The sequence below is a fragment of the Sphingomonas sp. DC5200-1 genome (genome assembly GCF_049897245.1).
GTDB classification, from domain to species: Bacteria; Pseudomonadota; Alphaproteobacteria; order Sphingomonadales; family Sphingomonadaceae; genus Sphingomonas; species Sphingomonas aquatilis.
In genome coordinates this window covers 169,344-195,198 of the sequence record NZ_JAFCVW010000002.1, presented here as the reverse complement: position 1 = coordinate 195,198, position 25,855 = coordinate 169,344, and the positions used below count along the sequence as shown (strand labels likewise).

24 protein-coding genes are annotated in these 25,855 nt (G+C 67.7%); 14 read left to right on the top strand and 10 right to left on the bottom strand.

The genetic code is table 11. The features are described 5' to 3' along the window. The first annotated feature begins 74 nt into the window (after positions 1-74). The 9 genes from wrbA to ACP7A3_RS04230 all read left to right on the top strand — a co-directional run bounded on the left by wrbA (position 75) and on the right by ACP7A3_RS04230 (position 5,720). The gene (gene wrbA / locus ACP7A3_RS04270; protein WP_426255224.1) at positions 75-677 is read left to right on the top strand and encodes an NAD(P)H:quinone oxidoreductase; all 603 of its coding nucleotides are present in this window, start codon (positions 75-77) and stop codon (positions 675-677) included. A gap of 195 nt (positions 678-872) precedes the next feature. Continuing rightward, entirely contained in the window at positions 873-1,607 is a 735-nt protein-coding gene (locus ACP7A3_RS04265; protein ID WP_426255225.1) for an alpha/beta hydrolase, read from the top strand. Next, on the top strand, positions 1,604-2,374 hold the full coding sequence (locus ACP7A3_RS04260; protein WP_426255226.1) for a tetratricopeptide repeat protein: 771 nt from the start codon (positions 1,604-1,606) through the stop codon (positions 2,372-2,374). Before ACP7A3_RS04265 ends, ACP7A3_RS04260 begins: the two co-directional genes overlap by 4 nt. 471 nt (positions 2,375-2,845) lie before the next feature. After that, positions 2,846-3,295, top strand: a complete 450-nt coding sequence (locus tag ACP7A3_RS04255) for a VOC family protein (protein ID WP_017979654.1) — start codon at positions 2,846-2,848, stop codon at positions 3,293-3,295. A 4-nt stretch (positions 3,296-3,299) separates the two neighbouring features. Next, on the top strand, positions 3,300-4,028 hold the full coding sequence (gene gloB, locus ACP7A3_RS04250) for a hydroxyacylglutathione hydrolase (protein ID WP_426255227.1): 729 nt from the start codon (positions 3,300-3,302) through the stop codon (positions 4,026-4,028). Positions 4,029-4,057: 29 nt separating this feature from the next. Next, entirely contained in the window at positions 4,058-4,477 is a 420-nt protein-coding gene (locus ACP7A3_RS04245; RefSeq protein WP_241769192.1) for a hypothetical protein, read from the top strand. After that, positions 4,474-4,836 carry a hypothetical protein gene (locus tag ACP7A3_RS04240; RefSeq protein WP_426255228.1) on the top strand — a complete coding sequence of 121 codons (363 nt, stop codon included), beginning with the start codon at positions 4,474-4,476 and terminating at the stop codon, positions 4,834-4,836. Before ACP7A3_RS04245 ends, ACP7A3_RS04240 begins: the two co-directional genes overlap by 4 nt. A gap of 153 nt (positions 4,837-4,989) precedes the next feature. Then, entirely contained in the window at positions 4,990-5,421 is a 432-nt protein-coding gene (locus tag ACP7A3_RS04235; protein WP_426255346.1) for a VOC family protein, read from the top strand. Continuing rightward, positions 5,418-5,720 carry a polyhydroxyalkanoic acid system family protein gene (locus ACP7A3_RS04230; protein ID WP_017979649.1) on the top strand — a complete coding sequence of 101 codons (303 nt, stop codon included), beginning with the start codon at positions 5,418-5,420 and terminating at the stop codon, positions 5,718-5,720. Before ACP7A3_RS04235 ends, ACP7A3_RS04230 begins: the two co-directional genes overlap by 4 nt. A gap of 299 nt (positions 5,721-6,019) precedes the next feature. On the opposite strand, the gene ACP7A3_RS04225 is transcribed toward ACP7A3_RS04230, so the two are convergent. The 9 genes from ACP7A3_RS04225 to ACP7A3_RS04185 all read right to left on the bottom strand — a co-directional run bounded on the left by ACP7A3_RS04225 (position 6,020) and on the right by ACP7A3_RS04185 (position 14,042). Then, on the bottom strand, positions 6,020-6,556 hold the full coding sequence (locus ACP7A3_RS04225; protein WP_017979648.1) for a response regulator transcription factor: 537 nt from the start codon (positions 6,554-6,556) through the stop codon (positions 6,020-6,022). After that, positions 6,553-7,833 (bottom strand): ATP-binding protein, encoded by a 1,281-nt coding sequence (locus ACP7A3_RS04220; RefSeq protein ID WP_426255229.1) that lies wholly within the window; start codon positions 7,831-7,833, stop codon positions 6,553-6,555. The genes ACP7A3_RS04225 and ACP7A3_RS04220 overlap by 4 nt, the downstream gene beginning before the upstream one ends. A 361-nt stretch (positions 7,834-8,194) precedes the next feature. Further along, positions 8,195-9,247, bottom strand: a complete 1,053-nt coding sequence (locus tag ACP7A3_RS04215; RefSeq protein WP_426255230.1) for a M48 family metallopeptidase — start codon at positions 9,245-9,247, stop codon at positions 8,195-8,197. A gap of 4 nt (positions 9,248-9,251) precedes the next feature. Beyond that, positions 9,252-10,346 (bottom strand): YjgN family protein, encoded by a 1,095-nt coding sequence (locus ACP7A3_RS04210; protein WP_426255231.1) that lies wholly within the window; start codon positions 10,344-10,346, stop codon positions 9,252-9,254. Between the two features lie 248 nt (positions 10,347-10,594). Next, the gene (locus ACP7A3_RS04205) at positions 10,595-11,497 is read right to left on the bottom strand and encodes an alpha/beta fold hydrolase (protein ID WP_426255232.1); all 903 of its coding nucleotides are present in this window, start codon (positions 11,495-11,497) and stop codon (positions 10,595-10,597) included. A gap of 1 nt (position 11,498) precedes the next feature. After that, complete coding sequence (locus ACP7A3_RS04200; RefSeq protein WP_017979643.1) at positions 11,499-11,702, bottom strand: helix-turn-helix transcriptional regulator; 204 nt, start codon at positions 11,700-11,702, stop codon at positions 11,499-11,501. Further along, complete coding sequence (locus tag ACP7A3_RS04195) at positions 11,699-12,133, bottom strand: hypothetical protein (protein ID WP_063685888.1); 435 nt, start codon at positions 12,131-12,133, stop codon at positions 11,699-11,701. Before ACP7A3_RS04195 ends, ACP7A3_RS04200 begins: the two co-directional genes overlap by 4 nt. Before the next feature lie 68 nt (positions 12,134-12,201). Beyond that, complete coding sequence (locus ACP7A3_RS04190; RefSeq protein ID WP_426255233.1) at positions 12,202-12,438, bottom strand: DUF6356 family protein; 237 nt, start codon at positions 12,436-12,438, stop codon at positions 12,202-12,204. A gap of 23 nt (positions 12,439-12,461) precedes the next feature. Next, complete coding sequence (locus tag ACP7A3_RS04185) at positions 12,462-14,042, bottom strand: glutamate ligase domain-containing protein (RefSeq protein ID WP_426255234.1); 1,581 nt, start codon at positions 14,040-14,042, stop codon at positions 12,462-12,464. Positions 14,043-14,105: 63 nt separating this feature from the next. Between ACP7A3_RS04185 and ACP7A3_RS04180 the strand changes: the two genes are divergently transcribed. The 5 genes from ACP7A3_RS04180 to ACP7A3_RS04160 all read left to right on the top strand — a co-directional run bounded on the left by ACP7A3_RS04180 (position 14,106) and on the right by ACP7A3_RS04160 (position 22,943). Further along, positions 14,106-14,921 carry an LD-carboxypeptidase gene (locus ACP7A3_RS04180; RefSeq protein ID WP_426255235.1) on the top strand — a complete coding sequence of 272 codons (816 nt, stop codon included), beginning with the start codon at positions 14,106-14,108 and terminating at the stop codon, positions 14,919-14,921. Between the two features lie 404 nt (positions 14,922-15,325). Then, positions 15,326-17,323, top strand: a complete 1,998-nt coding sequence (gene thrS / locus ACP7A3_RS04175) for a threonine--tRNA ligase (protein WP_426255236.1) — start codon at positions 15,326-15,328, stop codon at positions 17,321-17,323. 86 nt (positions 17,324-17,409) lie between these two features. Next, positions 17,410-17,943: a translation initiation factor IF-3 gene (gene infC, locus ACP7A3_RS04170; RefSeq protein WP_017979637.1), complete on the top strand. Its 534-nt coding sequence runs from the start codon at positions 17,410-17,412 to the stop codon at positions 17,941-17,943. Between the two features lie 218 nt (positions 17,944-18,161). Continuing rightward, the gene (locus tag ACP7A3_RS04165) at positions 18,162-20,996 is read left to right on the top strand and encodes a TonB-dependent receptor (RefSeq protein ID WP_426255237.1); all 2,835 of its coding nucleotides are present in this window, start codon (positions 18,162-18,164) and stop codon (positions 20,994-20,996) included. Between the two features lie 183 nt (positions 20,997-21,179). After that, the gene (locus ACP7A3_RS04160; RefSeq protein WP_043060347.1) at positions 21,180-22,943 is read left to right on the top strand and encodes a cation:proton antiporter; all 1,764 of its coding nucleotides are present in this window, start codon (positions 21,180-21,182) and stop codon (positions 22,941-22,943) included. 92 nt (positions 22,944-23,035) lie between these two features. Here the strand turns inward: ACP7A3_RS04160 and ACP7A3_RS04155 are convergent, their stop codons facing one another. Then, positions 23,036-25,792, bottom strand: a complete 2,757-nt coding sequence (locus tag ACP7A3_RS04155; protein ID WP_426255238.1) for a [protein-PII] uridylyltransferase — start codon at positions 25,790-25,792, stop codon at positions 23,036-23,038. Positions 25,793-25,855 lie beyond the last annotated feature (63 nt).

Genomic DNA, 25,855 nt, shown 5'->3' with positions numbered 1-25,855 from the left:
GGTTTCCAGCGTTTCCGTTTACGCGCCGATGGGCCGACGCCATCTTGGCGGCCAAGACAGATGGAGACTTCGCGATGACCAAGGTTCTGGTGCTCTATTATTCCTCCTACGGCCATATCGAGAAGATGGCCGACGCCGTTGCCGAGGGCGCGCGCGAGGGTGGGGCAGAGGTCGCCATCCGCCGCGTGGCCGAAACCGCGCCGGACGAGATCGTCAAGGCGGCCGGCTTCAAGACCGACACCGCGCACCCGCTGATCGAGGGCCCCGATGCGCTCGCCGACTATGACGCGATCATCGTCGGCGCGCCGACCCGCTACGGCCGGATGCCGAGCCAGATGGCGGCCTTCTGGGACACGACGGGCGGCCTGTGGTTCAAGGGCGCGCTGATCGGCAAGGTCGGCGGCGCCTTCACCTCGACCGCCAGCCAGCACGGCGGGCAGGAAACGACGCTCTTCTCGCTTCTCACCAACCTGTTGCACCATGGCATGGCGATCGTCGGCCTCGATTACGGCTTCCAGGCCCAGATGGGCGTCGATGAAGTCCGCGGCGGCTCGCCCTACGGCGCCACCACGATCGCCGGCGGCGACGGCTCGCGCCAACCGCATGCCGAGGAACTCGCCGGCGCCCGCTACCAAGGCAAGCGCATCGCCGAGACGGCGGCGAAGCTGAAGGCGTAACGGCCGCCACATCCACCCCGTAACCCCGGACTTGTTCCGGGGTCCACCAAGCGGCACGGGGACGGCAAGCGGCTCCAGCCTCCCCCTTGCGGACCGGTGGACCCCGGAATGAATCCGGGGTGACGGGGCATTTGGGGGAAGTGTCCCGCGCACCACCATGATGACGCCCGCCCGTCACCGCGCTACCACCGCGGCATGACCCAAGCCCCCACTCAACCCCCACGCCCGCGTCTCGCCTATCACCACACGCCGGGCACCGGTCCGACGATCGTCTTCCTCTCCGGCTATGCCTCCGACATGACCGGCACCAAGGCGCTGGCGCTGGAGGCCTGGGCGGGCCGCACCGGCCGTGCGTTCCTGCGCTTCGATTACGGCGGGTGCGGCGCGAGCGAAGGCGACTTCGCCGACCAGACGCTCGCCGGCTGGCGTGACGATACGCTGGCGATGATCGACCAGATCGCCACCGGGCCGGTGGTGCTGGTGGGCTCGTCGATGGGTGGCTGGCTGATGCTGCTCGCCGCCAGGGCACGGCCCGATCGCGTGCTCGGCCTCGTCGGCATCGCGCCCGCCCCCGATTTCACCGATTGGGGTTTCACGCTCGACGAAAAGATGGCGATCCTGCAGCAGGGCAAGCTGGAGCGCGCCAACCCCTATGGCCCCGAACCGACGCTCTACACCCGCGCCTTCTTTCAGTCGGGCGAAGCCAACCGCTTGATGTTCGGTGCCATTCCCTTCGACGGTCCGGTGCGGCTGGTGCAGGGGCAGGCGGACCCCGACGTGCCCTGGCATCGCACCGTGCATCTGGCCGAGCTGATCCGTTCAGCCGACGTGCAGACATGGCTGGTCAAGGACGGCGACCACCGCCTGTCGCGCGACACCGACGTCGCGCTGATCGTCCGTGCGGTCGAGGACGTGCTGAGCCGCTTATGATCCTGTTGTTCGCCGCCGCCTTACAAGCCGCCACCGCTGCCCCTGCCGACCCGCGCGAGGCGCGCTTCGACCGCTGCGTCGCACTCGCCCGCACTGATCCCGCCGCCGCCCGCGCCGAAGCGGTCCGCTGGGGCGCCAGCGGCGGCGCCTGGTTCGCACGCCAATGCGCCGGCCTCGCCTACACGCAGGAGGGCAATTTCCCCGCCGCCGCCGTCGAATTCGAAGCGGCGGCCAAGGCGGCGGAAACCGCGCACGACACACGCGCTGCCAATTACCGTGCGCAGGCGGGCAATGCCTGGCTTGCGGCCGGCGACGTGCCCAAGGCGCGGTCCAACCTCGACACCGCGCTGATCGCGGGGACGCTGGAGGGGCTGGCGCTCGGCGAGGCACAGCTCGACCACGCCCGCGTGCTGGTCGCGGCCGGCGAGCCCGAAGGCGCGCGCCGCGATATCGACATGGCGCTCAAGACCGCGGGCGACGATCCGCTGGCGTGGCTGCTGTCGGCGACGCTGGCACGACGCGAGGGCGACGTGATCCGCGCCAAGACGGACATCGCCGAGGCGCTGAAACGCTCCGCCGACGACGCCTCGGTGCAACTCGAGGCGGGCAATATCGCCGCACTTGCCCGCGACGAGGCCGGCGCCCGCGCCGCCTGGGCCGAAGCCGCACGCTTCGCCCCCAACGCCCCCGCCGGCAAGGAAGCCCGCGCCGCGCTCGCCCAGTTCGGCGACGTGCCGGCGGCAAAGGCGGCGCCGACGGGCCGCTGACGACAATCACACCCACTCCGCCATCCAGCGGAAGGGCTGATCGACACTCAGCGCACCCATAAGTCCTCCCCCGCCAGGGGGAGGTGTCGCCGCCGAAGGCGGTGACGGAGGGGGCGGACAGGAACGTCCCTAGTAACGAAGCGCTACCCTTACCTCCCCCTCCGTCATGCCTGCAGCATGCCACCGCCTCGGGTCGATCATGCCCCCGGCATGATCTTGAACGGCCGGGGGCCGTTCATCCCGATGCGCCCTGGCGGGGGAGGAATAAGGTCGCCACCCCCACCCCGTCACCCCGGACTTGGTCCGGGGTCCACTGATCCTCAGGGGCAGCGTCTGAGCCTCTTGCCGTCCCCCCGCCGCCCGGTGGACCCCGGAACGAGTCCGGGGTGACGAAGTGGCCCCCCCTCGACGGCACCGACGCCGTCCCTTACGCGTTGGGGCACGATCGTTCCCCAAGTCCAAGGGCAAGGCATGCATTACCTCCACACCATGATCCGCGTCAGCGATCCCGACGCGACGATCGCCTTCTTCAACGTGCTCGGCCTCCACGAAGTCCGCCGCATCGACAACGACCAGGGCCGCTTCACGCTGATCTTCCTCGCGACGCCCGAAGACGCCAAGCTCGGCGAACGCCGTGCCGAGGTGGAGCTGACCTACAATTGGCCGGCACAGGATGGCAGTGCGCCCGAAAGCTACACCGGCGGCCGCAACTTCGGCCATCTCGCCTATCGCGTCGACAATATCTACGACAGCTGCCAGGCGCTGATGGACCACGGCGTCACGATCAACCGCCCGCCGCGCGACGGCAACATGGCCTTCGTGAAGACGCCCGACGGCATTTCGATCGAACTGTTGCAGGCGGGCGACCCGCTGCCGTCGGCCGAGCCTTGGGCGTCGATGCCCAACACCGGCAGCTGGTGACGCCATGACGCTGGAGATCGTCCGCGTTCCCGTGCTCAGCGACAATTACGCCTGGCTGATCCATGACGATGCCAGCGGCGAGACGGTCGCGGTCGATCCCGGCGAGGCGGCGCCGGTGCAGGCCGCCGCCGCGCAGCGCGGCTGGCGGATCGATCAGGTGTGGACGACGCACTGGCATCCCGATCACGTCGGCGGCAACGCGGCGTTGCGGGCGGCGGGCGCCCGCATCACTGGCCCGGCGCGCGAGGCCGCCAAGATCCCGACGCTCGACGCGACGGTGGACGAAGGCGACGTGGTCCATATCGGCGGAACGGTCGCGCAGGTGCTGCACGTTCCCGGCCACACCGCCGGCCACATCGCCTTCCACCTCGCCGACGATCAGGCGATCTTCACCGGCGACACATTGTTCGCGCTCGGCTGCGGCCGGTTGTTCGAAGGTACGCCCGCAGAGATGTTCGCCAACATGCAACGCTACGCCGCGCTGCCCGACGCGACGCGCGTCTATTGCGGCCACGAATATACCCAAAGCAACGGCCGCTTTGCGCTCAGCGTCGAGCCGGACAATGCGGCGCTGATCGAGCGGATGCGCGCGGTCGACGCAGCCCGCGCGGCGGGCGAGGCAACCGTGCCCACGACCATCGGCCTGGAACGCGCGACCAACCCGTTCCTGCGGGCAAGGGATGCGGACGAATTTGCCACGCTGCGGGCCGGCAAGGACAATTTTAAAGACTGAGACGTTTCACCCGGCGACAGGAGCGACATATGGCGATCAGGACCCCCCTTGCGATGGCGACGCTGCTGCTGGCGGCGGCCTGTGCCCAGACGCCGCAGCAACGCCTTGCCGCCGAACAGGACAGCGCCGCCGCGGCCAGCGGCTTGCAGAAGGAGCTCGCGGGCCTCACCCCCGGTCAGCCGATGGCGTGCATGCCGCGCTTCAACAATACGCAGGTCAAGGCGTTCGGCCCGACATTGGTCTATTCGGTCAGCCGTACGCTCAAATACCGCACCGATACGTCGGGCGGCTGCGAGCGCGTTGCACGCGGTGATATCCTCGTCACGCAAAGCCCGATGAGCCAGGCGTGCCAGGGCGATATAGCGACCACCGTCGACCAGGGATCGCGGATGATGTCGGGCAGCTGCTCGCTCGGTCCATTCGTCCGCTACGAGCGGCCGGCGCGATGAAGGCGCTGGCGCTGCTCGCCCTCGCGCTGCCGCTGATGGCGGCACGGTCGGACCCGCTTGCCGACCGCATCGCCGGGCAGCCGGCCGACTGCATCTCGCTGTCGAGCACCAACGGCCCGGAGATCGTCGATGCGCACACCATCCTCTACCGCCAGGGCGCGGGCCGCACGGTGTGGAAGACGGGGCCGGTCGGTGCCTGCCCGTCGCTCGCGCCGCTCAATACGCTGATCGTCGACGTGTGGGGCGGGCAACTCTGCCGCAACGATCGCTTCCGCGTGCTGACGCCGGGTACGTCGATCCCCTCGGCCTATTGCCGCTTCACCCGCTTCACGCCCTATACGCTGCCGGAACAGCGCTGATTCACCTGTAGACGTCACCCCAGCGCAGGCTGGGGTCATTCGCGGCTCCTGCCCCGCGTCTCAACCGAACGATCCCAGCCTATGCCGGGATGATGGCCGGATCGGATGACGGCGACGCTGGCACCGGCACCACGATCCCCCTATCGTGCCGGCATGATACGCCCCTTCCACCTCGCCTTTCCCGTCCACGATCTCGCCGCCGCGCGCGGTTTCTACGGCGGCACCCTGGGCTGCGCGGAGGGCCGGTCGAGCGATGCCTGGATCGATTTCGACCTGTACGGCCATCAGATCGTCGCCCACCTCGATCCCGCCGCCCGCGCGGTGCGCGTCGAAAATGCCGTCGACGGCCATGACGTGCCGGTCCCGCATTTCGGCGTGGTGCTGACCATGCCGGACTGGGAGGCCCTGCGCGACCGCCTCGTCGCGGCGGGCACCCGCTTCGGCATCGCCCCGCATGTCCGCTTCGTCGGCCAGCCGGGCGAGCAAGCGACGATGTTCTTCTACGACCCCTCTGGCAACGCGCTGGAGTTCAAGGCGTTTGCCGATGACGCGATGCTGTTCGCCACCACGAAGGACCCCGCATGACCGCGCCGATCGAGATCAACATCCCCCACCAGCTCGGCAAGCAGGGCGTGCGCGACCGCCTGGACGGCGGCATCGGCAAGATCGGCCGGCTGATCCCCGGCGGCGCGCAGGTCGATCACCGATGGGAGGGCGACACGATGCACTTCACCGTCGGCGCGATGGGCCAGCAGATCGGCTGCCGCGCCACCGTGTCGGACAGCAACGTCCACGCGATCGTCGACCTGCCCGGCTTCCTCGGCCTGTTCGCCGGCAAGATCCGCGACGTCATCCAGCAGGAAGCACCCAAGCTGCTGAAGTGAAACATTCCTCCCCCGCCAGGGGGAGGACCGGGATCACCCCATGTGCCGCTTGTCCAGCTTCCGCGCCAAGGTCCGCCGGTGCATCCCCAGCCGGCGTCCGTCGTGACTTAGGGCTTTGCTGGCCCCCGCCGTCACCGCCGCCGAAAGTCCTCCCCCGCCAGGGGGAGGGGGACCGTTCGGCGTCAGCCGAATGGTGGAGGGGGCGGACGGCGGCGTCCGTCATGACTGAGGACACTTCTTACCTCCCCCTCCGTCACCGCTACGCGGTGCCACCTCCCCCTGGCGGGGGAGGACTCGGATCACCCCATATGCCGCTTGTCGAGCTTCCGCGCCAACGTCCGCCGGTGCATGCCCAGCCGCCGCGCAGCCTCCGAAATGTTGAAGTCCACATCGGCCAGCGTCTGGTGGATATGCTCCCATTCCAGCGTCTTGATCGACGTCGGCGGGGCAGGGGCGATCGTCGCGTCGGCATCGCCCTCGACGCGTGCGAACGCCGCCTCGATATCGTCGGTATTGGCGGGCTTGGTCAGATAGTTGGTGGCGCCCAGCTTGATCGCCTCCACCGCGGTCGCGATGCTGGCGAAGCCGGTGAGGACGACGATCTTGATCCCCGGATCGAGCGCATGCAGCGCCGCGACGCAGGTAAGGCCCGACGCGCCACCCAGCCGCAGGTCGACCACCGCATGGTCGGGCTTGAACGCCGTCGCCGTCGCCTCCAGCGTGTCCGGCCCATCGATCATCGCAACCGCATAGCCACGCCTCTCGAACGATCGGCCCAGCGTGCGCGCGAAATTGGCGTCGTCCTCGACGATCAGCAGGCGGCGCGCCTCGCTCATCCGCGCGCCTCCAGCGCCAGGCTGGCGATCGGTAGCCGCAGCACCGTCTCCGCGCCGCCCTCCGCCCGGTTGCGCGCCTGCAACGTGCCCCCCAGCGTCCGCAGCACGTTGGTCGCGAGGAACAGGCCCAGCCCGGCGCCGCGTCGCGCCTTGCTGGTGTTGTACGGCCGCCCCAGGCTGCCGAGCACCTGCGCGGGGAAGCCGCTGCCGTCATCCTGCACCGTCAGCACCAGCATCGCCTCCTCCATCCGCGCCGTCAGCGCGATCCGCTCCGCCCCCGCCTCAACCGCATTGTCGAGCAAATTGGTCAGCGCCTGCCCCAGCGCGCGATCGGCCACGATCGGCGTGTCGTCGGACAACGCATCGTGGAAGGCGACGGTGCCCGGCCACGCGTCGATCAGCTGGCGCAGGAACCGGCGCACCGTCGTGCGTTCGGGGGCGACGCCGGTCACCTCGCCCGCAGCGAACAGGATGCCCGACACGATCGTCTTGCAACGCATCACCTCGGCCTGCATCTCCGCGACTTCGGCGGCGAGGCGGGGATCGTGCGTGACGGCCGGATCGGCTTTCCAGTCGCCCAGCAGCACCGCGATCGACGCGAGCGGCGTACCCAGTTCATGCGCCGCGCCGCTGGCCAGCAGACCCATGCGCACGATCTGATCCTCCTCGGCGGCGCGGCGGCTCAGGTCTGCCAGATACGCGTCGCGCTCGCGCAGATTGGCGGCGATCCGCGTCACGAACAGCACCAGCAGCACCGCGGCGAGCACGAAATTGCACCACAGCGCCAGCACATAGACGGGCGACAGATGCGTCGCGAACCACGGCGGCAACGCTAGCGGCGGGCTGACCGCCGCAACGACGGCAAAGGCGACAGCGGTAAACCCGACCAGCGCCCAGCTCGACCAGGCATGCAGCAGCACCGCGCCCATGACGACTTGCAACAGGTACAGCGACACGAACGGATTGTTCGCGCCGCCCGACAGATACAGCTGCACGGACAATGCGAAGACGTCGCACACCAACGTCCCGAACAGCTGGAAATTGGTGACCGGCCAATGCGGATGCCCCAGCCACGTCATGACGTTCAGCATCACCAGCCCGGCGAGCACGACGAACATCTGCGCGATCGGCAGCGTGATGCCGAAGCCGTAATGCACCGTCAGGATCGTCGCGAGCTGCCCGCCCACCGCCATCCAGCGCAACAGCACCAGCTGCCGCATATTACGCGCCGCGGCATCCTCGGGCGCAGGCGGCGGCAGGCGGACGGCGTGGCTCATAGCCCCGTGGTAGCGCGCGCCGCCCCGCCCGTCATCCCGGCGCACAGGAAAGGGCCGGAACGCACGCCTCACCCGGTCCGTCACCCCGGACTCGTTCCGGGGTCCACCGCGCCGCACGGGGACGACCAGAGCCGCCAGCTCCCCCTCGCCGCAGAGTGGACCCCGGACCAAGTCCGGGGTGACGGAGCGTATGAGGAAACGCACCGCTCAGACGGCAGCCTACGCCGCCACCCGGTTCCACCCACCCACCGCGTCACCCCGGACTTGGTCCGGGGTCCACCGCGCCGCATGGGAACGGCCAGAGCCTCCAACTCCCCCGCGCCGCAGAAACCCCGGAGCAACGGAGCAAACGACGCCCCCCTCAGAACCGCCAGTCGACCCTATCCGTCTCGCCCTTGCAGATCCCGCGCAACGCCGCCCACTCGCGCGCGTCCAGCGCAGGCGTATACACCGCGCCCTTCACGACGCTCGCCCGGAACCGCTTCGCCCGGTCCGCCGACATCGGGTGGCTGGCGATATAGGCGAACATCCGCTCCGTCCCGCCCGCGCCCTTGCCCAGCCGGTCGAAGAAGCGCGCGGTCGGCACCGGCGACAGCTTCGCATCGCGCAGCATCTCGATCGCCCGGCCATCGGCCCGCGCCTCCGCATCGCGCGAATAAGCGGTGGCGAGCAATGCGTTGGTATAGCCGCCGACATGCCCCTCCATCCCGCCGAGCAGGACGGACAGGCCCATCTGCCGCAGCAGCGATTCCATCACGTCGCGTCCGCGGACGTGGCCGATCTCATGCGCGATCACGCCCGCCACCTCGTCGGGCGATTGCGCCGCCTGGATCAGCCCATCGAACACCACGATCCGCCCGCCGGGCAGTGTCACCGCATTGACCATCGGGAGCTTGACGACATGCACCTCCAGCGTGCGATCGTCGGGGTCGATGCGCTGCACCAGCGTCGCCAGCGCGGCGCGTCCGGCGGGATCGGCACAGCCCTTGCGACCGAAATCGCCCATCATCACGTCGCCCAGCCGCTGTTCGGCCGACGCGGGGATCAGCCGCGCGAGCAGGGCAGGGGTGCGCAGAACGACGACCACGACGATGGCCGCCAGCACCGCAAAGACGCCGACCGCGCGCCACAGCCCCAGCCGGTCGACCCAGCGGCCGTAACGATGCGCGCCCGGTAGCGCCGCGGCCAGTTCGGCCGGCACCGCGCCGTCGAAGGTGATGCGCCAGCCGGGGTGCCCCTTGCGCCCGAAGCTCGCATGGCCGGCGTCGCCGTCGCCCGGCGTCAGCTCGGCGAACGCCACCCGCGCGCCGGCCTCCCCGTCGTCCACCAGCGTGAAGCCGTCGCCCTCGGTGACCAGCTCCACCCGGCGGCGCAGCGCGGTGACGCCGTCGTAATGCCAGACGCCTGCGCGCATGGGGTCAGAACGCGCCGACGTCGAACGCGTCGAGCAGCCCTTCGCCCTGGCCCGGTTCGCGTGTGCGCGACTGGGTCAGCGTGTCGATCTCCACCTCGCCATAGGCCGCGAGGTGACGGATGAAGAACGCCCAGTTGCGGTACGGCACGAAGATATAGCCGACGCCGAAGGTGACGACCGTCAGCCCCAAGTTGCCGAGGTACAGCTTCACCCAGTCCATCGTCGACGCCTCGAACCCGAACTCCAGCTTGCCCAGCGACGTCGCGCCGATCGCCTCGCGGAAGAAGGCGGCGTAGCAGGCCATGGCGATCAGGCCGAGCACGCCGAAGAACAGCACGTAGAAGCCGACGACGGCCAGCACCACTGTCGCGATCACGCCCGCCGTCGGCGGCGTACCGGGCTTCATCCCGGCAAACGCCCCCGCGAACAGGAAGCCCAGGATGCCGGCCGCCACGACGATGAGGATCGGGGCGACGTAGAACAGCAGGAATCGCTTGAACACCGGCTGCCAGCGCGCCTCGCTGCGGAAGGGCAGCGAACCGAAGCTCATCGCATTCCACCGCTGGTTCCACAGCCTGGCCATCGCCCAGGGCGTCATCAGATAGATGGTCAGGAACGACAGCAATGTCCGCCAGAAATAGCTCCAGCCATAGGCGACGCCCTGGTCGTCGCTGCCGCCGCGGATGCCATGCCACAGCGTGCGGCTGAGGCGGTAGCGCAGCGCCCGGAACCGCGCGACGCCGAACAGGTAGAGGATCGCGAGATAGAGCAGCCCCACCATCAGCCCCGCCGCACCCTGATGCCCGCGCATCATCACGCCCTGCAGGACGAGGTTGATGATGCCGAGCGGCAGGACGAACAGGACGAAGGCGAGCAGATAGCCGACGAACAGCTCCAGCCCCGTGCCCGTCCATTCCAGCCGGTCGTCGATGAACTGCGTCCGGCTCCACAGATACCGCCGCGTCCGCGTCCGCGCCCAGAAGACGTAGACGCCCAGCGTGACGATCGTCAGCAGCAGGTTGGTGAAGGCGATCGGCGCATAATCCTGCCACCGCCCGGTAAAGCGGAATGCCCGCATCGCTGCCTGTTCGTCACTCATGTCCGTCCCCCTCGCGGGGCAGTGGAGCCGAGCGCCGGGGACGGGTCAACGACAATCTGGGCCATGGACAGGGCAATCCCCCCGCCGGCGAGCCGCCCGCACGGCAAGCCGGCGCCTAAGCCCCTCACCACGCTCGCCTTCGTCGTCCGGATGACGATCCGACATTTTTGCCATTGACGCGGGACGACGGCTCGGGTCCCGGGTCCCGCTTCTCCACCACGGCCGCGCACGACAAAACCGAACCAGTATCACCCCGCAAACCCCTCGATCGCCGCCTGAAACGCCGCGGGCTGATCGAGCATCACGAAATGCGCCGCATCGCCGATCCCCACGAACCGCACGTTCGGCGCACCCGCATAGGCCGCGGTGTACAGCGCCTTCGCCTGCGCCTCGCTCGGCCCCGACGTCGCCCAGGGATAGACGAGCGTGATCGGCGTCGCGATCTGCGCCATCGCGGGGCGCAGGTCGGTGGTCATGTCCTCGTACATCGCCTGTGCCGAAACGCGCAGATCGGCTGCCATCGCCCAGGCCGTCACCTTCGCACGCGCCTCGGGGCGCAGCGCGAGCCGGTCGGCGATCGCGGTCGCGGCGGCGGCATCGGCGGGCTTGCCATAGCTCGCCGCCTGCATGTCGCGCATCGCCTTCGCGCGCGGTTCGATCATCGCGACGGTCGCGGTCGGCGCGAATAGCGTGCCGATGAACGGCAGCGAATCGACGATCATCAGCTTGCCCGCATCACCCGGATGCGCGTTGGCCAGCATCAGTGCGGCGAGCCCGCCCATCGAATGGCCGACCACCGCGGCGCCTGCGATCTTTTCCTTGGCGATCAGTGCGTGCAGGTCCGCGACCACGCCGTCGAGCACCCCCGGCGACAGGTTCGCTCCCGGTGCATCGCCGCCGAAGCCGTTGACCTGCACCACATAGACGCGATGGGTCTTCGCAAGGCCCGGCACCACGCCGTCCCACACCGCGCGCGGCGACGACAGGCCGGGAATGAGGATGACCGGGCTGCCCTTGCCGGTCGCCACGACCGAGATATGCGGCATCCGCGTTTCGGCCGCCGGCGTCGCGGCATGGCTCGGCGCCGGCTGCAGGACGACGCCCAGCGTCAGGGCGGAGGCGGCAAGGCGCATACCGAGAAACCGGATCATATTACTTCTCCTTGGACGGACTGACGAAGACGTCTTCGATGGCAAGCTCGAACAGTTCCGCGATGCGGAAGGCGAGGGGGAGCGAGGGATCGTAGCGCCCCGTCTCGATCGCATTGACGCTCTGCCGGCTGACCTCGAGCTGTTCGGCGAGATGCTGCTGGCTCCACCCCCGCGTCGCCCGCAGCGCGCGCAGGTGGTTGTTCATGCGCCATCCCCGGCAAAGCGGTCGCGCAGCCCCATCGCGCACTGCCACAGGCCGAAACAGCCGCACCAGACGGGGAAGGTCAGGAAGGTCGGGAAGTGCCCGACCGCGCCGCCATTCTCCAGGAACCCCCAGACGGTGGTGATGACCAGCATGACACCGAGCCCGCCCAGCATCGCCGTGGCCAGCCGCGTGCGGATGAACTCGTCGCGCTCCTCGATCAGATAGGCGCCCATCACCAGGATCGCCGCCACGATCGGCAGCGCCGGCGCTACGGACAGAAGCGCAAGCAGCGCCCCCTGCGGCTTCTGATCACGGATCATGGCCGTGCAGGCGAAGAGCACCAGCACGTACATCGTCATCGCTGGAAAGAAGCGGCGCAGATAGCGGCGCTGCGCCGGGTTCAGCTTTTCGCTGCGTCGAATCGAGAACATCACAGCCTCCTTCGTATGTGAAGGAGGCTTTACATGGAAAGCTCGCTTTACGTCAAGCGCGCTTTACATCAGATGACGAACTCCACCGATCGCCGCTGCGCCTCGTCGGCGCGCTTGGCGACGATTTCGGCGTGGAGCGCGATGATCGTGCGGCTGCCGATGGTGGTGAACAGGAACGGGAAGACGCCATGCGCCAGCGCGCCGAGCCCGCCCACGATCATGCGCAGGCCGAACCGCGTCGCGACGCCCAGATGCTGCGTATAGCTTTCGCCGACCGAGGCGGGGTGGTGGGTAAAGGGGTTCATCGGACACCTCCTGACCCCGGATGCTATCCCTTCGCGCGCAGGCTTTCCAGCATCTCGGCGGCGAGCAGGCTCAGCGTGTCGTCTCTAGCGCCCATCACAACGATTCGATCGCCCGGCCGCGCTTCGGCGACCAGCAGCGCAGCCGCCTCGGCCCGGTTTGCGACATGGCGCGCGTCGCGGCCGGCGGCGGTCAGATCCGCGACGATGTCGGCGCTCGTCACCTCGCGGTTGACCGTGCCGCCGTGATAGACCGGATCGGGCAGGACGAGCAGGTCGTCGGGCCGCAGCCGCTGCGTCAGGCTCTCGACCAATTCGCGCCGCATCACCTTCAGTGGGCCATAGCCGTGGGGCTGGAACAGGATGCGCAGGCGCCCGGGAAAGGCGTGCAACGTATCGAGCGTCGCGGCGATCTTGTCGGGGTTGTGCCCGAAATCGTCGATCACCGCGACCCCGCCCGCCGCGCCGACGAAGTCGAACCGGCGCCTGAGGCCGGTAAAGCCGCCGATCGCCTCCACCGCCTGCTCCGGCGGAATGCCCGCGGCGGCGACCGCGGCGATTGCCGCGAGCGCGTTGGCGACATTGTGCCGGCCGGGTACGCCAAGCTGCACGCGCAATCGCGTCTCACCCTCACCCTTCCGCGCCTCCGGCGCTCCCTCCCTCTCCCGCTGGGCGCGGCGGGTGAACAGCGCCCCGCGCTGTTCAGGACATGCCGGGGGCATGTCCGACCCGTCGCGGGAAGAGGGCGCGAAGCGCCCGAAGGGTGAGGGTGAGCGCGCGATGAGATCGAACGATATCGCAAACGGCTCCGGCGCGAGGTTCTCGGCGCGCAGATCCGCCTCCGCCTCCACCGCGACGGTCACCACATTCGCCATGCCGGCAACCAGCGCCGCCGTCTCCGCATCGCCCACATTGGCGACGACCACCTCGGCCTTGCCCGCAAAGTCGGCGAACAGGCGCCGCAATTCGTCCAGCGCCTTGTGATCCAGGCTGACGTTGTTCAGCACCGCAACCCGCGGCACGTAGCGCGCGATGGACCCGTCGCTTTCGTCCACCTCGCTGACGAAGGCATCGCCCCCCTCCTTTCTATTGGCCCCCACCAGCGCGCTCGCGAACGGCGCATCCGGTGCCGCGAAATTCTTCATCACCGCGCCGTTCATCACCGTGGGGTCGCGCCCCACCGCGTGCAGAATCCAGCCGATCATGCCCGTCACGGTCGACTTGCCGCTGGTGCCTGCGATGCCGATCGGCAGCTCGCTCGCGTTGAACAGGGTGCTCAGCAGCTCGGCACGGCTCATCCGCGCGCAGCCCAGCCGCGTGGCGGTGACGATATCCGCCACCGTGTCCTCGACCGCGGCGGAGGCGACGACGATCTGCTCCGCCGATACGATGCCGCTGCCGTCCTGCGGATGCAGCCGGATGCCGCGCGCGATCAGACTGTCGAACTTGGCAGGCACACGCCCCTGGTCCAGTCCGCGGTCCGATCCTTCGACGATCGCGCCGCGTCCGGCCAGGATCGTCGCCAGCGGCAGCATGCCGGATCCGCCGATGCCGACCAGAAAGAAACGCTGATTCTGTACTGTCTCGGAAATGTTGCCGTTCGCCATCGGCCCGCGCTATCGCCGGGCATCGGCAGGCACAAGGCTCTGTCGGCAAGCGGGGATACGCGCATGCGGATTGGAGTGGTGGCGCCGGCGAGCATCGGCAACAAGGATGCCGAGGCGCCGTTCATCGCCTTCACCGCTTTGGCCTATCCCGAGGTCGACCTGATCGTTCACCCGCAATGCTGGGAGACGGACGGCCATTTCGCCGGCAGCGACCGTCGCCGCGCCGACGCCTTCCTGGAATTCGCCAACGATCCGGGTTTCGACGCGATCTGGTTCCTGCGCGGTGGCTATGGTTCGAACCGCATCCTGCCGCTGGTCATGCCGCAGCTGGGGCCGGCCGCGCGGCACAAGACGTATCTCGGCTATTCCGACATGGGGTTCCTGCTCGGTGCGCTCTACGCCCGGCGGATCGGCCGGCCGGTCCATGGCCCGATGGCGAGCGACATCCGCCGCACCCACGGCGACCAGACGATCGCGCGCTCGCTGGGCTGGCTGGCGCGCGGCGACCGGCAGGGGCTGGAACCCGGCCTTGACGGGCGCCCGGCGGCGGCGTTCAACCTGTCGATCCTCGGCGCGCTGATCGGCACACCCTATCTGCCCGACCTCACCGACCACGTCCTCATCATCGAGGAAGTGTCGGAACCCATGTACAATATCGACCGGCTGCTGTTCCACATGGGCCGTGCGACGCAGCTGAAGGGCATCGCCGGCGTCCGCCTCGGCAGCGTCACCGCGGTGACCCCGAACGAGCCGCAATGGAACGAGGACATCGAATACATGGTCCGCCGCTGGTGCGCCGACCTCGGCGTGCCGTACCTCGGCCGCGCCGACGTCGGCCACACCCAGACCAACCGCGTGGTGCCGTTCGGGATCGTGTGAGGCGCGACGGTAGCCACCTCCACTCCGTCACCCCGGACTTGGTCCGGGGTCCACCGGGCCGCGCGGGGGAGGCAAGAGGCTCGAACCACTCCCCTGGCCGCCGAGTGGACCCCGGACCAAGTCCGGGGTGACGAAAAGAGGGCCTGTCCTACGCGCCCCGGTTATGCCTAAGGTCCCCGCGATGGCCCATGTCGCGCCTCCGCCGATCACACCGGCACCGCCGCGTTGGGACAGCACGGGTGGCGCTTCCGACCATAACGTATCGTCCACTTCGTCCACTTCGTCCACTTCCAGCGCCCCGAAAGGCCGCCGCGCCCCCGAATCGCCCCCGCGACTCGCCTTGCGTCCTTCGCTCCCCCGCGTGCATAAGCCGCGCTCTCAATACCCAAGGAAGCCTTGAACCCATGTCTGTCATGTTCCGTATCACGCTGCCCGACGGTTCCGTCCGCGAGGTTGCGCCGGGGACTACCCCCGCGGACGTGGCCGCCGCCATCGGTCCGGGCCTCGCCAAGGCGGCGCTCGCCGCACGCATCGACGGGCAGGTGCGCGATCTCAACCGGCCGTTCGACGGCGACACGCAGCTCGCGCTGGTGACCGCGAAGGACGAAGCCGACGCGCTCGAACTCGTCCGTCACGACCTCGCGCACGTGATGGCCGAGGCGGTGCAGCATCTGTTCCCGGGCACGCAGATCACCTTCGGTCCCGCGACCGACGATGGTTTCTATTACGACTTCGCGCCGAAAGATCGCCCCTTCACCGAGGACGACCTGCCCGCGATCGAGGCCGAAATGCGCCGCATCATCGCGAAGAACGAACCGTTTACGCGCGAAGTGTGGAGCCGCGAAAAGCTGATCGATACCTGGACGAAGCAGGGCGAGACCTTCAAGGCCGAATGGGCCGCCGAACTGCCCGAGGGCGAGGAACTGACGATCTATCGTCAGGGCGAATGGCTCGACATGTGCCGCGGGCCGCACATGGTTTCGACCGGCAAGCTTGATCCCAACGCGTTCAAGCTGACGCGCGTGTCGGGCGCCTATTGGCGCGGCGACCAGAAGAACGCGATGCTCAGCCGCATCTACGGCACCGGCTGGCTCAACAAGAAGCAACTCGACCAGCACCTCTTCATGCTGGAGGAGGCCGCCAAGCGCGACCATCGCAAGATCGGCGCGGAGATGGACCTGTTCCACCTCCAGTCGGAGGCGCAGGGTTCGGTCTTCTGGCACCCCAAGGGCTTCGTCCTGTGGCGGCAGATGGAGGCCTATATGCGCCGCCGCCTCGACGCCGCCGATTATGCCGAGGTGAAGACGCCGCAGCTGATGGACGCACGTCAGTGGGAACAGTCGGGCCACTGGGGCAAGTATCGCGAAAACATGTTCGTGGTGCCGGACGAGATTCCGAACACCGAGGACGAGGGCGCGATCCTGTCGGGCGATGCCGACCTGATGGCGCTGAAGCCGATGAATTGCCCCGCGCACGTCCTGATCTTCAAACAGGGGATCAAGAGCTACCGCGACCTCCCCATCCGCATGGCCGAATTCGGCTGTTGCCACCGCAACGAGCCGCACGGCGCGCTCCACGGCATCATGCGCGTGCGCCAGTTCACGCAGGACGACGCGCACATCTTCGTGCGCGAGGACCAGCTTGTCGACGAAGTGCGCAAATTCTGCGAACTGCTCCACTCGGTCTATCAGGACCTCGGCTTCACCGATTATGCGGTGAAGCTCGCGCTGCGCCCCGAAAAGCGTTTCGGCTCTGACGAAATGTGGGACCAGTCCGAACAGGAACTGCGCGACGCGGTGCAGGCGTCGAACCTGCCTGAGGACATCAAGGCGAAGTTCGAGGAACTGCCGGGCGAGGGCGCCTTCTACGCCCCCAAGCTCGAATTCCATTTGACCGACGCGATCGGCCGGACGTGGCAGGTCGGCACCATCCAGTCCGACCGCGTGCTGCCCGACCGCCTCGATGCGAGCTATGTCGGTGAAGACGGCAACCGCCACCGCCCGATCATGCTCCATCGCGCGATCCTCGGCACGTTCGAACGCTTCATCGGCATCCTGATCGAACACCACGCCGGCCGTTTCCCGCTGTGGCTGTCGCCGGTGCAGGCGGTGGTCGCGACGATCGTCTCGGATGCGGATGATTATGCCGAGGACGTCGCGGCGACCCTGCGCAAGGCGGGCGTGCGCGTCGAAACCGACCTCCGGAACGAGAAGATCAACTACAAGGTCCGCGAACACTCCGTCGCCAAGGTCCCCGTCCTGCTCGTCGTCGGCAAGCGCGAAGCCGAAGAAGGCAAGGTCGCCATCCGCCGCCTCGGCAGTCAGGCCCAGCAGATCGTGACCATCGACGAAGCGCTCGCTATGCTCCGCGACGAGGCACTGGCGCCGGACATGCGCGGCTGAAGGAGACGGCGCGTCTTTCAAAAGGCGCGCCGATCCCTTATATACGTTCGCAAACCACCACAGGAGCAATACCCATACGTCCTCCCATGATGCGCCGGCCGAACCAGGCGCCGCCGATGAACGGTCCTCGTTTCAACGAATGGATCCAGAGCCCCAAGGTCCGCGTCATCGACCATGAGGGTGAGAATCTTGGCGTGATGTACACGCGCGAGGCGATGGCGCAGGCGCAGGAAGTCGGCCTGGATCTGGTCGAGGTGTCGCCGAACGCCGATCCGCCCGTCGCCAAGTTCCTCGACGTCGGCAAGTTCAAGTACGAGGCGCAGAAGAAGGCGAACCTCGCGAGGAAGTCGCAGAAGACGCAGGAGATCAAGGAGATCAAGATGCGTCCGAACATCGACGACCATGATTACGACACCAAGATGAAGAAGGTCGCCGAATTCATCGAGGATGGCGACAAGGTGAAGGTCACGATGCGCTTCCGCGGTCGCGAGCTCAGCCACGGCCAGCTCGGCATGAACGTGCTGCAGCGCGTCGCGGAGCAGGTGCAGGAGATCGCCAAGGTCGAAGCCTATCCGCGCATGGAAGGCCGTCAGATGCTGATGGTGCTCGCGCCGAAATAAGCATCCGGCCGGATCGGCGCTTTCCGTAGCGTCATCTGAAATCTGGCTTTTTTGAACACCGGGTCCGGCAACGGGCCCGGTGTTGCGTATGGGAGACACTGCATTCGAAAAGCATGACGCCATTATGAAAATAGTGGACGCTCACGCCTGCGACCACCTAGCCTCAAAAGAAAACCCGATATTCGAAAACAATCGAAATCGATCTGGAGAGGAAGCCCATGCGCCTTACCGCGTACCTGCTGTCGGCAGCGACGATCGCCATCGCCTCGCCCGCGATGGCCCAGAACAACAGCCCCGAACCCTCGAGCGCGGCGACGCAGACGACGACGCCCACCGCCGCCGGGTCGGTGACGCAGGACGACCAGATGGGAGCGGACATCGTCGTCACCGCGCAGGGCCGCGCCCAGGCGCTGGCCGACGTGCCGGTCGCGATCTCCGCCGTCTCCGCCGAAACGCTGCAGAATTCGGGCGCCAGCGACATCCGTCAGCTCAACCAGCTCGCGCCGTCGCTGCTGGTGTCGTCGACGGGCTCGGAAGCGAACGGCTCGGCGCGTATTCGAGGTATCGGTACGGTCGGCGACAACCCCGGCCTCGAAAGCTCGGTCGCGGTGTTCATCGACGGCGTCTACCGCTCGCGCTCCGGCATCGGCCTCACCGAACTGGGTGAAATCGACCGGGTCGAGGTGCTGCGCGGCCCGCAGGGCACGCTCGGCGGCCGCAACTCGTCGGCGGGCCTGATCAGCATCGTCAGCAAGGCACCGTCCTTCTCGGGCTTCAGCGGCGGCGCGGAAGCGACCTACGGCAACTACAATTTCTACCGCTTCGCCGGAAACCTCAACCTGCCGCTGAGCGAAACGATCGCGGCACGCGTCGATGGCGTCTACGTCAAGCGCGACGGCTTCTACCGCGATTACACCAACAACACCGACGTCAATAACCGCGACCGCTACTTCCTGCGCGGCCAGTTACTGTTCGAACCGAGCAGCGACGTCACCTTCCGCCTGATCGGCGACTATACGCATCGCGACGAAAAGTGCTGCGCGGCGACCTATGTCGATCGCTCGGTTAACGAAGCTGTCGGCAACCTCAACGATCCGGTCGCCTCGGTGAACGCGGGCCTCGCCGCGGGCAGCAACGGCAACAACATCGTCAACGTCATCCGCGACCTCGGCCAGCCGCTGAACTACGTCAACGCCGCCGGCTACAGCCGCGACGTGTCGGTCAGCCCCGGCCGCAGCTTTGCCGGCATCACCAAGGATTGGGGCGTGTCCGGCCAGCTCGACTGGAATATCGGCGGCACCAAGCTGACCTCGATCACCGCCTATCGCGATTACGATTCGAGCCAGGGGTCGGACACCGACTATAGCCGCGTCGACATCCTGTATCGCGCCGCCAACGGCAATTCGGCGCGTCGCTTCCGCACCTTCACGCAGGAGGTCCGCCTGAACGGCTCGCTGTTCAACGACAAGCTCGACTGGCTGGTCGGCGGCTTCTTCGCCAACGAAGACCTGCGCGTCCTCGATAACCTGCGCTTCGGCAGCCAGTACGGCCGCTTCGCGACCTGCCGCCTGGTGTCGGGCAGTGCGCTCGCACAATTCTACGCGCCGGGTAACGCAGGCTGCCTCAGCGCGACGGGTCGTGCGGTCCTCAGCGGCGTCGTGCCGGGTGTCGCCTCGCCCTTCGGCGCGGCGGGCCCGACGATCGTCGGCGCGATCGATACGCTGGATGCGATCAACGACAAGGGCGCAACGCGCGACGTCTACAATCAGAACAGCCGCAACTGGGCGCTGTTCACGCACAACATCTTCCATGTCACGCGCACCGTCGATCTGACGCTGGGCCTGCGCTACACCAACGAACGCAAGCGCTTCGACGCGACCTTCACCAACGACAACGTCGGCTGCGTCGCCAACCAGCGCGCGCTGCTGCCCTTCCTGTCGAACGCCGGCCTCGCCGCCACCGCGGGCGGCATCATCGGCCTGTCGTGCCAGGGCAATTCGACCGCAGAGCTCAACGGCGTGTCGATCAACAGCGTCCGCAAGGAAGACCAGTTCACCGGCACGGCGGTGCTGTCGTGGAAGCCGATCGACGACCTGCTCGTCTACGGCAGCTATTCGCGCGGCTATAAGGCGGGTGGCTTCAACCTCGACCGCTCGGCGCTGAAGTCGCCCATCCTGCCCTTCTCGGCCTCGGGCGGTGCGCAGGCGCTGGTCAATGCACTGCAATTCGCGCCGGAAACGGTCAACGCCTATGAAATCGGCGCCAAATACGCGACCGGACCGTTCACGCTGACCGCCGCGGCGTTCCTGCAGGACTTCAAGAACTTCCAGCTCAACACGTTCAACGGCACCGTCTTCCTGGTCCAGAACATCAACGGCTGCTCGTCCAACCTCAACGGCGGCGATCGCGACCAGAGCAAGTTTGCGGCGGCCGGCAATTACAATGCCGCGGCGGCGACCACCGGTGCCTGCCCGTCGGGCGACGTGGGCTGGGGCGTCCGCTCGAAGGGCGTCGAGCTTGAGGCCTCGCTGGTCCCGGCGCGCGACTTCCGCGTGACCCTGGGCCTGACGCTGACCGACACCAGCTATCGCGACCAGCTGGTCGGCACCGATGCGGGCGCGCCGCTCGATCAGGCGCTGCGCAAGCTGCCCGGCAATCGCATGTCCAACTCGGCGGACGTGGTGACGACCGCGTCGGCGGCGTGGACGCCGCAACTCGGCGGTGGTTATTCGGCGCTGTTCTACGTCGATACGCGCATGACCAGCGACTATAACACTGGGTCCGATCTGTTTCCGCAGAAAGTGCAGGACGGCTATGCGATCGTGAACGCCCGCATCGGCCTGCGTACGCCGGACGAAAAGTTCAGCCTGGAATTCTGGGCGCAGAATTTGACCAACGTGAATTACGCGCAGGTCGCGTTCAACTCGCCGTTCCAGGAAGGCGCTGCGACCGCGGCGTTCCAGGATCCGCAATATCCGGGCGGCCGCCAGCTGTTCTCGCAATATCTCGCCGAACCGCGCACCTATGGTGCGACGATCCGCGCGCGCTTCTAACCTCAAGCCAGGCAACGATCCCTGGGCCGGCCGCAGCGATGCGCGCCGGCCCGTTTCTTTTGCGGCACGGCTGACCCGGCCACAGGCTCGTCGTACCGCAAGCGTTTTGACGGGGGGCAGGGAACCGGCACCCGCTATCGCCGATTGGAGCGATGAAGGGGACGATCGCTGATCTTCGAATCGATGCTGGTCAAATTCGCGCTGATCGGCCTGCTCGGCATCGGCGCACAGTGGATCGCGTGGCGGACGGGCAAGCCCGCCATCGCGCTGATGCTGATCGCCGGCGTATTGGCGGGGCCGGTGACGGGCCTGATCGATCCGCAACGCGATTTCGGCGCGCTGCAACAGCCGATCATCAAGCTCGCCGTGGCGGTGATCCTGTTCGAAGGCGGCCTCAGCCTCAACTTCCGCGATCTGCGCCACGCCGGCCCGGCCGTGCTGCGGCTCGTGGTGATCGGCGTGCCGGTCGGGCTGGTGCTCGGCACCGCCGCGGCCTTCTACGGCGCGGGACTGCCGCTCGGCATATCGGCGCTGTTCGGCGGCATCCTCGTCGTCACTGGCCCGACGGTGATCGGACCGATGCTGCGATCCCTGCGCGTCCCCGCACGCGTCCGCGACACGCTGAAATGGGAAGGCATCGTCAACGACCCGATCGGCGCGCTGCTCGCCGTCGCGATCTATGCCTATATCACCTATATCGGCCCGGACCGCAGCGCGATCGCGATCGGGCTGGATGTCGCCGCGGCGACGCTGATCGCGGGCGCGATCGGCGTCGGCTTGGGCTTCGGCCTCACCACCGCCTTCCGCCGCGCCTATATCCCGGAGTATCTCAAGGCGCCCACCGTCCTCGTCGCGGTGATCGCCGGCTTCGTCGCGGCAGACCTGATCAAGCACGAAACGGGCCTCATCACCGTCACGCTGATGGGCGTGGTGATGGGCAATCGCCAGACCCAGTCGACCGCCGCGCTCAAGCATTTCAAGGAAGATCTCGCCGTCCTCCTCATCTCGGGTGTCTTCGTCATCCTGTCCGCGACGCTGCAATGGGAGGTGGTGGAGCGCTTCCAGGCGCGGTTCCTCATTTTCCTGTTTCTGCTGCTGTTCGTCGTGCGGCCGTTGACCGTCATCGCCAGCCTCGCCTTTTCGGGCATGCCGTGGCGCGAGCGGCTGTTCGTCGCTTGGATCGCGCCGCGCGGCGTCGTCGCGATCGCGGTCACCAGCCTGTTCGCGCTGCGGCTGGAGGATTTCGGCATGAAGGATGCCGACGCGCTGGTGCCCTTGGTGTTCGGCGTCGTCGTCGCGACGATCTTCGCACACGGCTTTTCGGCGGGCTGGGTCGCGCGGCGGCTGGGGATCGACAAGGGGAAGGGCGAGGGCGTGCTGCTGGTCGGCGCCAACGCCTTCACCACCGCATTGGGCGGCGCCTTGCAGAAGATGGGGCTAACGGTGATGATCGCCGACACCGCCAAGTTCGCGCTCCGCGCCGCACGCAAACAGTCGCTCGACGTCCATCAGGGCGACATCCTGGACGAGGTGACGCAGGACACGCTCGACATGCAGCAGTTCCAGCACGTCATCGCCGCCACCGACAACGATTCCTACAACAGCCTCGTCTGTGCCGACCTCGGCCCCGAAGTCGGGCAGGACAAGCTAACGCAGACCGGCGTCGACGAAACGCGTCTCAGCCGCCGCCGCGCGCGCATGCTGCTGGAAGGTGGCGAGACGGTGGACGAATTGCAGGTGCGCGTCGCCGCCGGCTGGGCGTTCGGGCGGACGCGGATCACCAGCGTCTTCCCCTATGAGGCCTATCGCGCACGCCTCGCCCCGGAGGCGGAGCCGGTCGCGGTGATGAAGCCCGACCGCCGCCTGCTGCTGTTCTCGACGACGCAGCGGCCGGTGGTGGAGCCGGGCGACACGATGCTCACCTTCGCCCCGCCCGAACCGGTGTAGCTGAGCCCCCTCGTCGCCGAGGAAGTCCGCACAATCTATCGTCACCCCGGATCAAGTCCGGGGTGACGAGACGATGGGCCAGGGAATCGAATCTAAGCCGTCACGTCCTCCGTCTCGCCCGCCGCGGCGGTGCGCAGCCGCCGTTCCAGCGTCTTCAGACGCGCCGGCTGGATGATGCGGTCGCCGGTCAGGTCGGTGACGTAGAACGTGTCGACCGCCCGCTCGCCATAGGTCGCGACATGCGCCGAATGCAGCGTCACCTTCGACTGGAACAGCGCATGCGCCAGCTGGTTGAGCAGCGCCGGCCGGTCGCGGGCATTCACTTCGATCACCGTGAAGCGGTTCGATGCGTGATTGTCGATCAGCACGTTCGGCACGATCTCGAACGCATCCGCCCGCGTCCGCGCCGCGGGCTTGGCGACGAGGCGATCGGCGAGCTTGCCGCGATTGGCCAGCGCATCCTCGATCGCCATCGTCAGCCGCGTCAGCTGGCTGGCGTCGTCGAACGGGCGGCCGAACGGGTCCTGCACCAGGAAATTGTCGATCGCCATGCCGTCGCGCGTCGTATGGATGCGCGCGTCGATGATGTTGCCGCCCGCGACATGGATCGCACCGGCGATGCGATAGAACAGCCCAGGATGGTCGGCGGCATAGATCGTCACCAATGTCGCGCCGCGCGTCGCATAGACCTGCGCATCGATGGAGAGCTGCGCGTCCCCGGCGGCATCGATGAAGCGCGCATTATGGGCGAGCACATCGTCCGGCTCGGCGATCCAATAGGCCTCGGGAAAGCGCCGGACGAAGGCGGCGAAGCGCGCATCGTCCCACGCCAGCGTCGCCTGCAGCGTTTCCTGCCGCGTGGCGATCCGCTCGGCGCGGCCGCGCTGCTTGTGGCCCAGGCGCAGCACCTCTTCCGCCGCCTCGAACAGATCGGCGAGCAGCTGCCGCTTCCAGCCGTTCCACGTGCCCGGCCCCACTGCGCGGATGTCGACGATGGTCAGCACCAGCAGCAGGCGCAGGCGTTCGGGGCTTTGCACCACCTCGCAGAAATCGAGGATCGTCTTGAAATCGCTCAGGTCGCGCTTGAACGCGGTCGCCGACATCAGCAGGTGCCAGCGGACCAGCCACGCCACCGTCTCCGTCTCGGCGGGTGACAAGCCGAAGCGCGGGCATAGCCGCTCGGCCACCTCCGCGCCCAGGATCGAATGGTCGCCACCGCGCCCCTTGGCGATGTCGTGCAGCAGCACCGCAACATAGAGGACGCGGCGCGAAATGATGTGCTTGATGATCGCGGAGGACAGCGGATGGTCCTCCTTCAGCTCGCCCTTGTCGATCCGGCTCAGCAAGCCGATCGCGCGGATCGTATGCTCGTCCACCGTATAATGGTGGTACATATCGAACTGCATCTGCGCGACGACGCGGCCGAAATCGGGCACGAAGCGGCCGAAGACGCCCGCCTCGTTCATCCAGCGCAGCACCAATTCGGGATCGCGGGGCGACGTCAACACATCGAGGAAGAAGGCGTTGGCGCGCGCATCGCGGCGGTGCCCGTCGATCAGCTTGGCATCGCGCTTGGCCGCGCGCATCGCGAGCGGGTGAATCTCGACGCCGTGCAGGTCGGCGAGCTGGAAGATCTCGATCAGCCGCACCGGGTCTTCGGCGAAATAGTCGTCGCGGGGCAGCGCGAGGCGTCCGCGATCGAGGACGAAGCCGTGCAGCTTGCCCGGACGGCGCCGGATCGTCGGCAGGCCGAACCTGCGCCCGCGCGCCGCGAACCGCTCGTCCAGGTGCGCGAGGAACACGCCGGTCAGGTCGCCGACGGTGCGCGCCTGCAGGAAGTAATATTGCATGAACCGCTCGACCGCGGGTTTGCCCGGCCGGTCGGAAAAGCGCATCCGCGCCGCCACTTCGCGCTGGACGTCGAAGGTCAGGCGATCCTCCGCGCGGCGGGTGATACTGTGCAGGTGGCAGCGCACGGCTTGCAGGAAATTGTCGGCGCGGTGGAAGAGCTTATACTCTTCCGGCGTCAGCAGGCCGACGCCGACGAGATCCGCGCCGCGCTGCACGTCGTAGATATATTTGCCGATCCAGAAGAGCGCATGCAAATCGCGCAGGCCACCCTTGCCCTCCTTGACGTTGGGTTCGACGACGTAGCGCGTGTCGCCCATCTTGCGATGGCGGGCGTCGCGTTCGGCGAGCTTGTCGGCGATGAACTCGCGTTCGGTGCCGTGCTGCACCTCCGCCTTGAAGCGCCGCGCCGCCTCGTCATACAGCGACTGGTCGCCGATGACGTAGCGCGCCTCCAGCAGCGCCGTACGGATCGTCACATCGGCCTTCGCCTGGCGCACCATCTCGTCGAGCGAGCGGCTGGAATGGCCGATCTTCAGCCCCAGGTCCCATAGCGCATACAGCATTGATTCGATGACCTGCTCGGCCCAGGGCGTCTGCTTGCCCGGCGTCAGGAAGCCGATATCGACATCCGAATAGGGCGCCATTTCGGCACGGCCATAGCCGCCGACCGCGATCAGCGTCATCCGCTCCCCCGCGGTGGGGTTGGCGAGCGGATGCAGCCGCTGCGTTGCGAGATCGTAGAGCAGGCGCAGCAGCTGGTCTGTCAGATACGCCTGCGCGTTCGATGCCTCCAGCCCGCGTGAGGGATGTGCAGCGAGACGGCGCTGAATTTCGGTGCGCCCATCGGCCAGCGCCGCCTTGAGTAGCTGCGTCGCCTGCGCGCGCAACGGCGCATCGGCGGCATCGATCGCCGCGATCCGCTCGGCGAGCGCGCGCCGATCGATGATCGCGCGACGATTGGGGATGTGGTCGAAACGGCCCTGCATGGCGGCGGTCATAGCGGAGACAGGGTTAACGCGACATGGTGTTGGTGGGTGGTCGCGGTCGACTGTCCCGGACGC

What these genes read in the sequence shown, in the direction of transcription:
- ACP7A3_RS04205 (WP_426255232.1), bottom strand. Translation starts at nt 11,497, where the DNA reads ATGATCCGGTTTCTCGGTATGCGCCTTGCCGCCTCCGCCCTGACGCTG.
- ACP7A3_RS04160 (WP_043060347.1), top strand. Translation starts at nt 21,180, where the DNA reads ATGCTGGTCAAATTCGCGCTGATCGGCCTGCTCGGCATCGGCGCACAG.
- ACP7A3_RS04195 (WP_063685888.1), bottom strand. Translation starts at nt 12,133, where the DNA reads ATGTTCTCGATTCGACGCAGCGAAAAGCTGAACCCGGCGCAGCGCCGC.
- ACP7A3_RS04245 (WP_241769192.1), top strand. Translation starts at nt 4,058, where the DNA reads ATGGCGATCAGGACCCCCCTTGCGATGGCGACGCTGCTGCTGGCGGCG.
- thrS (WP_426255236.1), top strand. Translation starts at nt 15,326, where the DNA reads ATGTCTGTCATGTTCCGTATCACGCTGCCCGACGGTTCCGTCCGCGAG.
- ACP7A3_RS04235 (WP_426255346.1), top strand. Translation starts at nt 4,990, where the DNA reads ATGATACGCCCCTTCCACCTCGCCTTTCCCGTCCACGATCTCGCCGCC.
- ACP7A3_RS04155 (WP_426255238.1), bottom strand. Translation starts at nt 25,792, where the DNA reads ATGACCGCCGCCATGCAGGGCCGTTTCGACCACATCCCCAATCGTCGC.
- ACP7A3_RS04255 (WP_017979654.1), top strand. Translation starts at nt 2,846, where the DNA reads ATGCATTACCTCCACACCATGATCCGCGTCAGCGATCCCGACGCGACG.
- ACP7A3_RS04265 (WP_426255225.1), top strand. Translation starts at nt 873, where the DNA reads ATGACCCAAGCCCCCACTCAACCCCCACGCCCGCGTCTCGCCTATCAC.
- ACP7A3_RS04240 (WP_426255228.1), top strand. Translation starts at nt 4,474, where the DNA reads ATGAAGGCGCTGGCGCTGCTCGCCCTCGCGCTGCCGCTGATGGCGGCA.
- gloB (WP_426255227.1), top strand. Translation starts at nt 3,300, where the DNA reads ATGACGCTGGAGATCGTCCGCGTTCCCGTGCTCAGCGACAATTACGCC.
- ACP7A3_RS04185 (WP_426255234.1), bottom strand. Translation starts at nt 14,042, where the DNA reads ATGGCGAACGGCAACATTTCCGAGACAGTACAGAATCAGCGTTTCTTT.
- ACP7A3_RS04220 (WP_426255229.1), bottom strand. Translation starts at nt 7,833, where the DNA reads ATGAGCCACGCCGTCCGCCTGCCGCCGCCTGCGCCCGAGGATGCCGCG.
- ACP7A3_RS04200 (WP_017979643.1), bottom strand. Translation starts at nt 11,702, where the DNA reads ATGAACAACCACCTGCGCGCGCTGCGGGCGACGCGGGGGTGGAGCCAG.
- ACP7A3_RS04210 (WP_426255231.1), bottom strand. Translation starts at nt 10,346, where the DNA reads ATGAGTGACGAACAGGCAGCGATGCGGGCATTCCGCTTTACCGGGCGG.
- ACP7A3_RS04180 (WP_426255235.1), top strand. Translation starts at nt 14,106, where the DNA reads ATGCGGATTGGAGTGGTGGCGCCGGCGAGCATCGGCAACAAGGATGCC.
- ACP7A3_RS04165 (WP_426255237.1), top strand. Translation starts at nt 18,162, where the DNA reads ATGCGCCTTACCGCGTACCTGCTGTCGGCAGCGACGATCGCCATCGCC.
- infC (WP_017979637.1), top strand. Translation starts at nt 17,410, where the DNA reads ATGATGCGCCGGCCGAACCAGGCGCCGCCGATGAACGGTCCTCGTTTC.
- ACP7A3_RS04260 (WP_426255226.1), top strand. Translation starts at nt 1,604, where the DNA reads ATGATCCTGTTGTTCGCCGCCGCCTTACAAGCCGCCACCGCTGCCCCT.
- ACP7A3_RS04215 (WP_426255230.1), bottom strand. Translation starts at nt 9,247, where the DNA reads ATGCGCGCAGGCGTCTGGCATTACGACGGCGTCACCGCGCTGCGCCGC.
- ACP7A3_RS04190 (WP_426255233.1), bottom strand. Translation starts at nt 12,438, where the DNA reads ATGAACCCCTTTACCCACCACCCCGCCTCGGTCGGCGAAAGCTATACG.
- ACP7A3_RS04225 (WP_017979648.1), bottom strand. Translation starts at nt 6,556, where the DNA reads ATGAGCGAGGCGCGCCGCCTGCTGATCGTCGAGGACGACGCCAATTTC.
- wrbA (WP_426255224.1), top strand. Translation starts at nt 75, where the DNA reads ATGACCAAGGTTCTGGTGCTCTATTATTCCTCCTACGGCCATATCGAG.
- ACP7A3_RS04230 (WP_017979649.1), top strand. Translation starts at nt 5,418, where the DNA reads ATGACCGCGCCGATCGAGATCAACATCCCCCACCAGCTCGGCAAGCAG.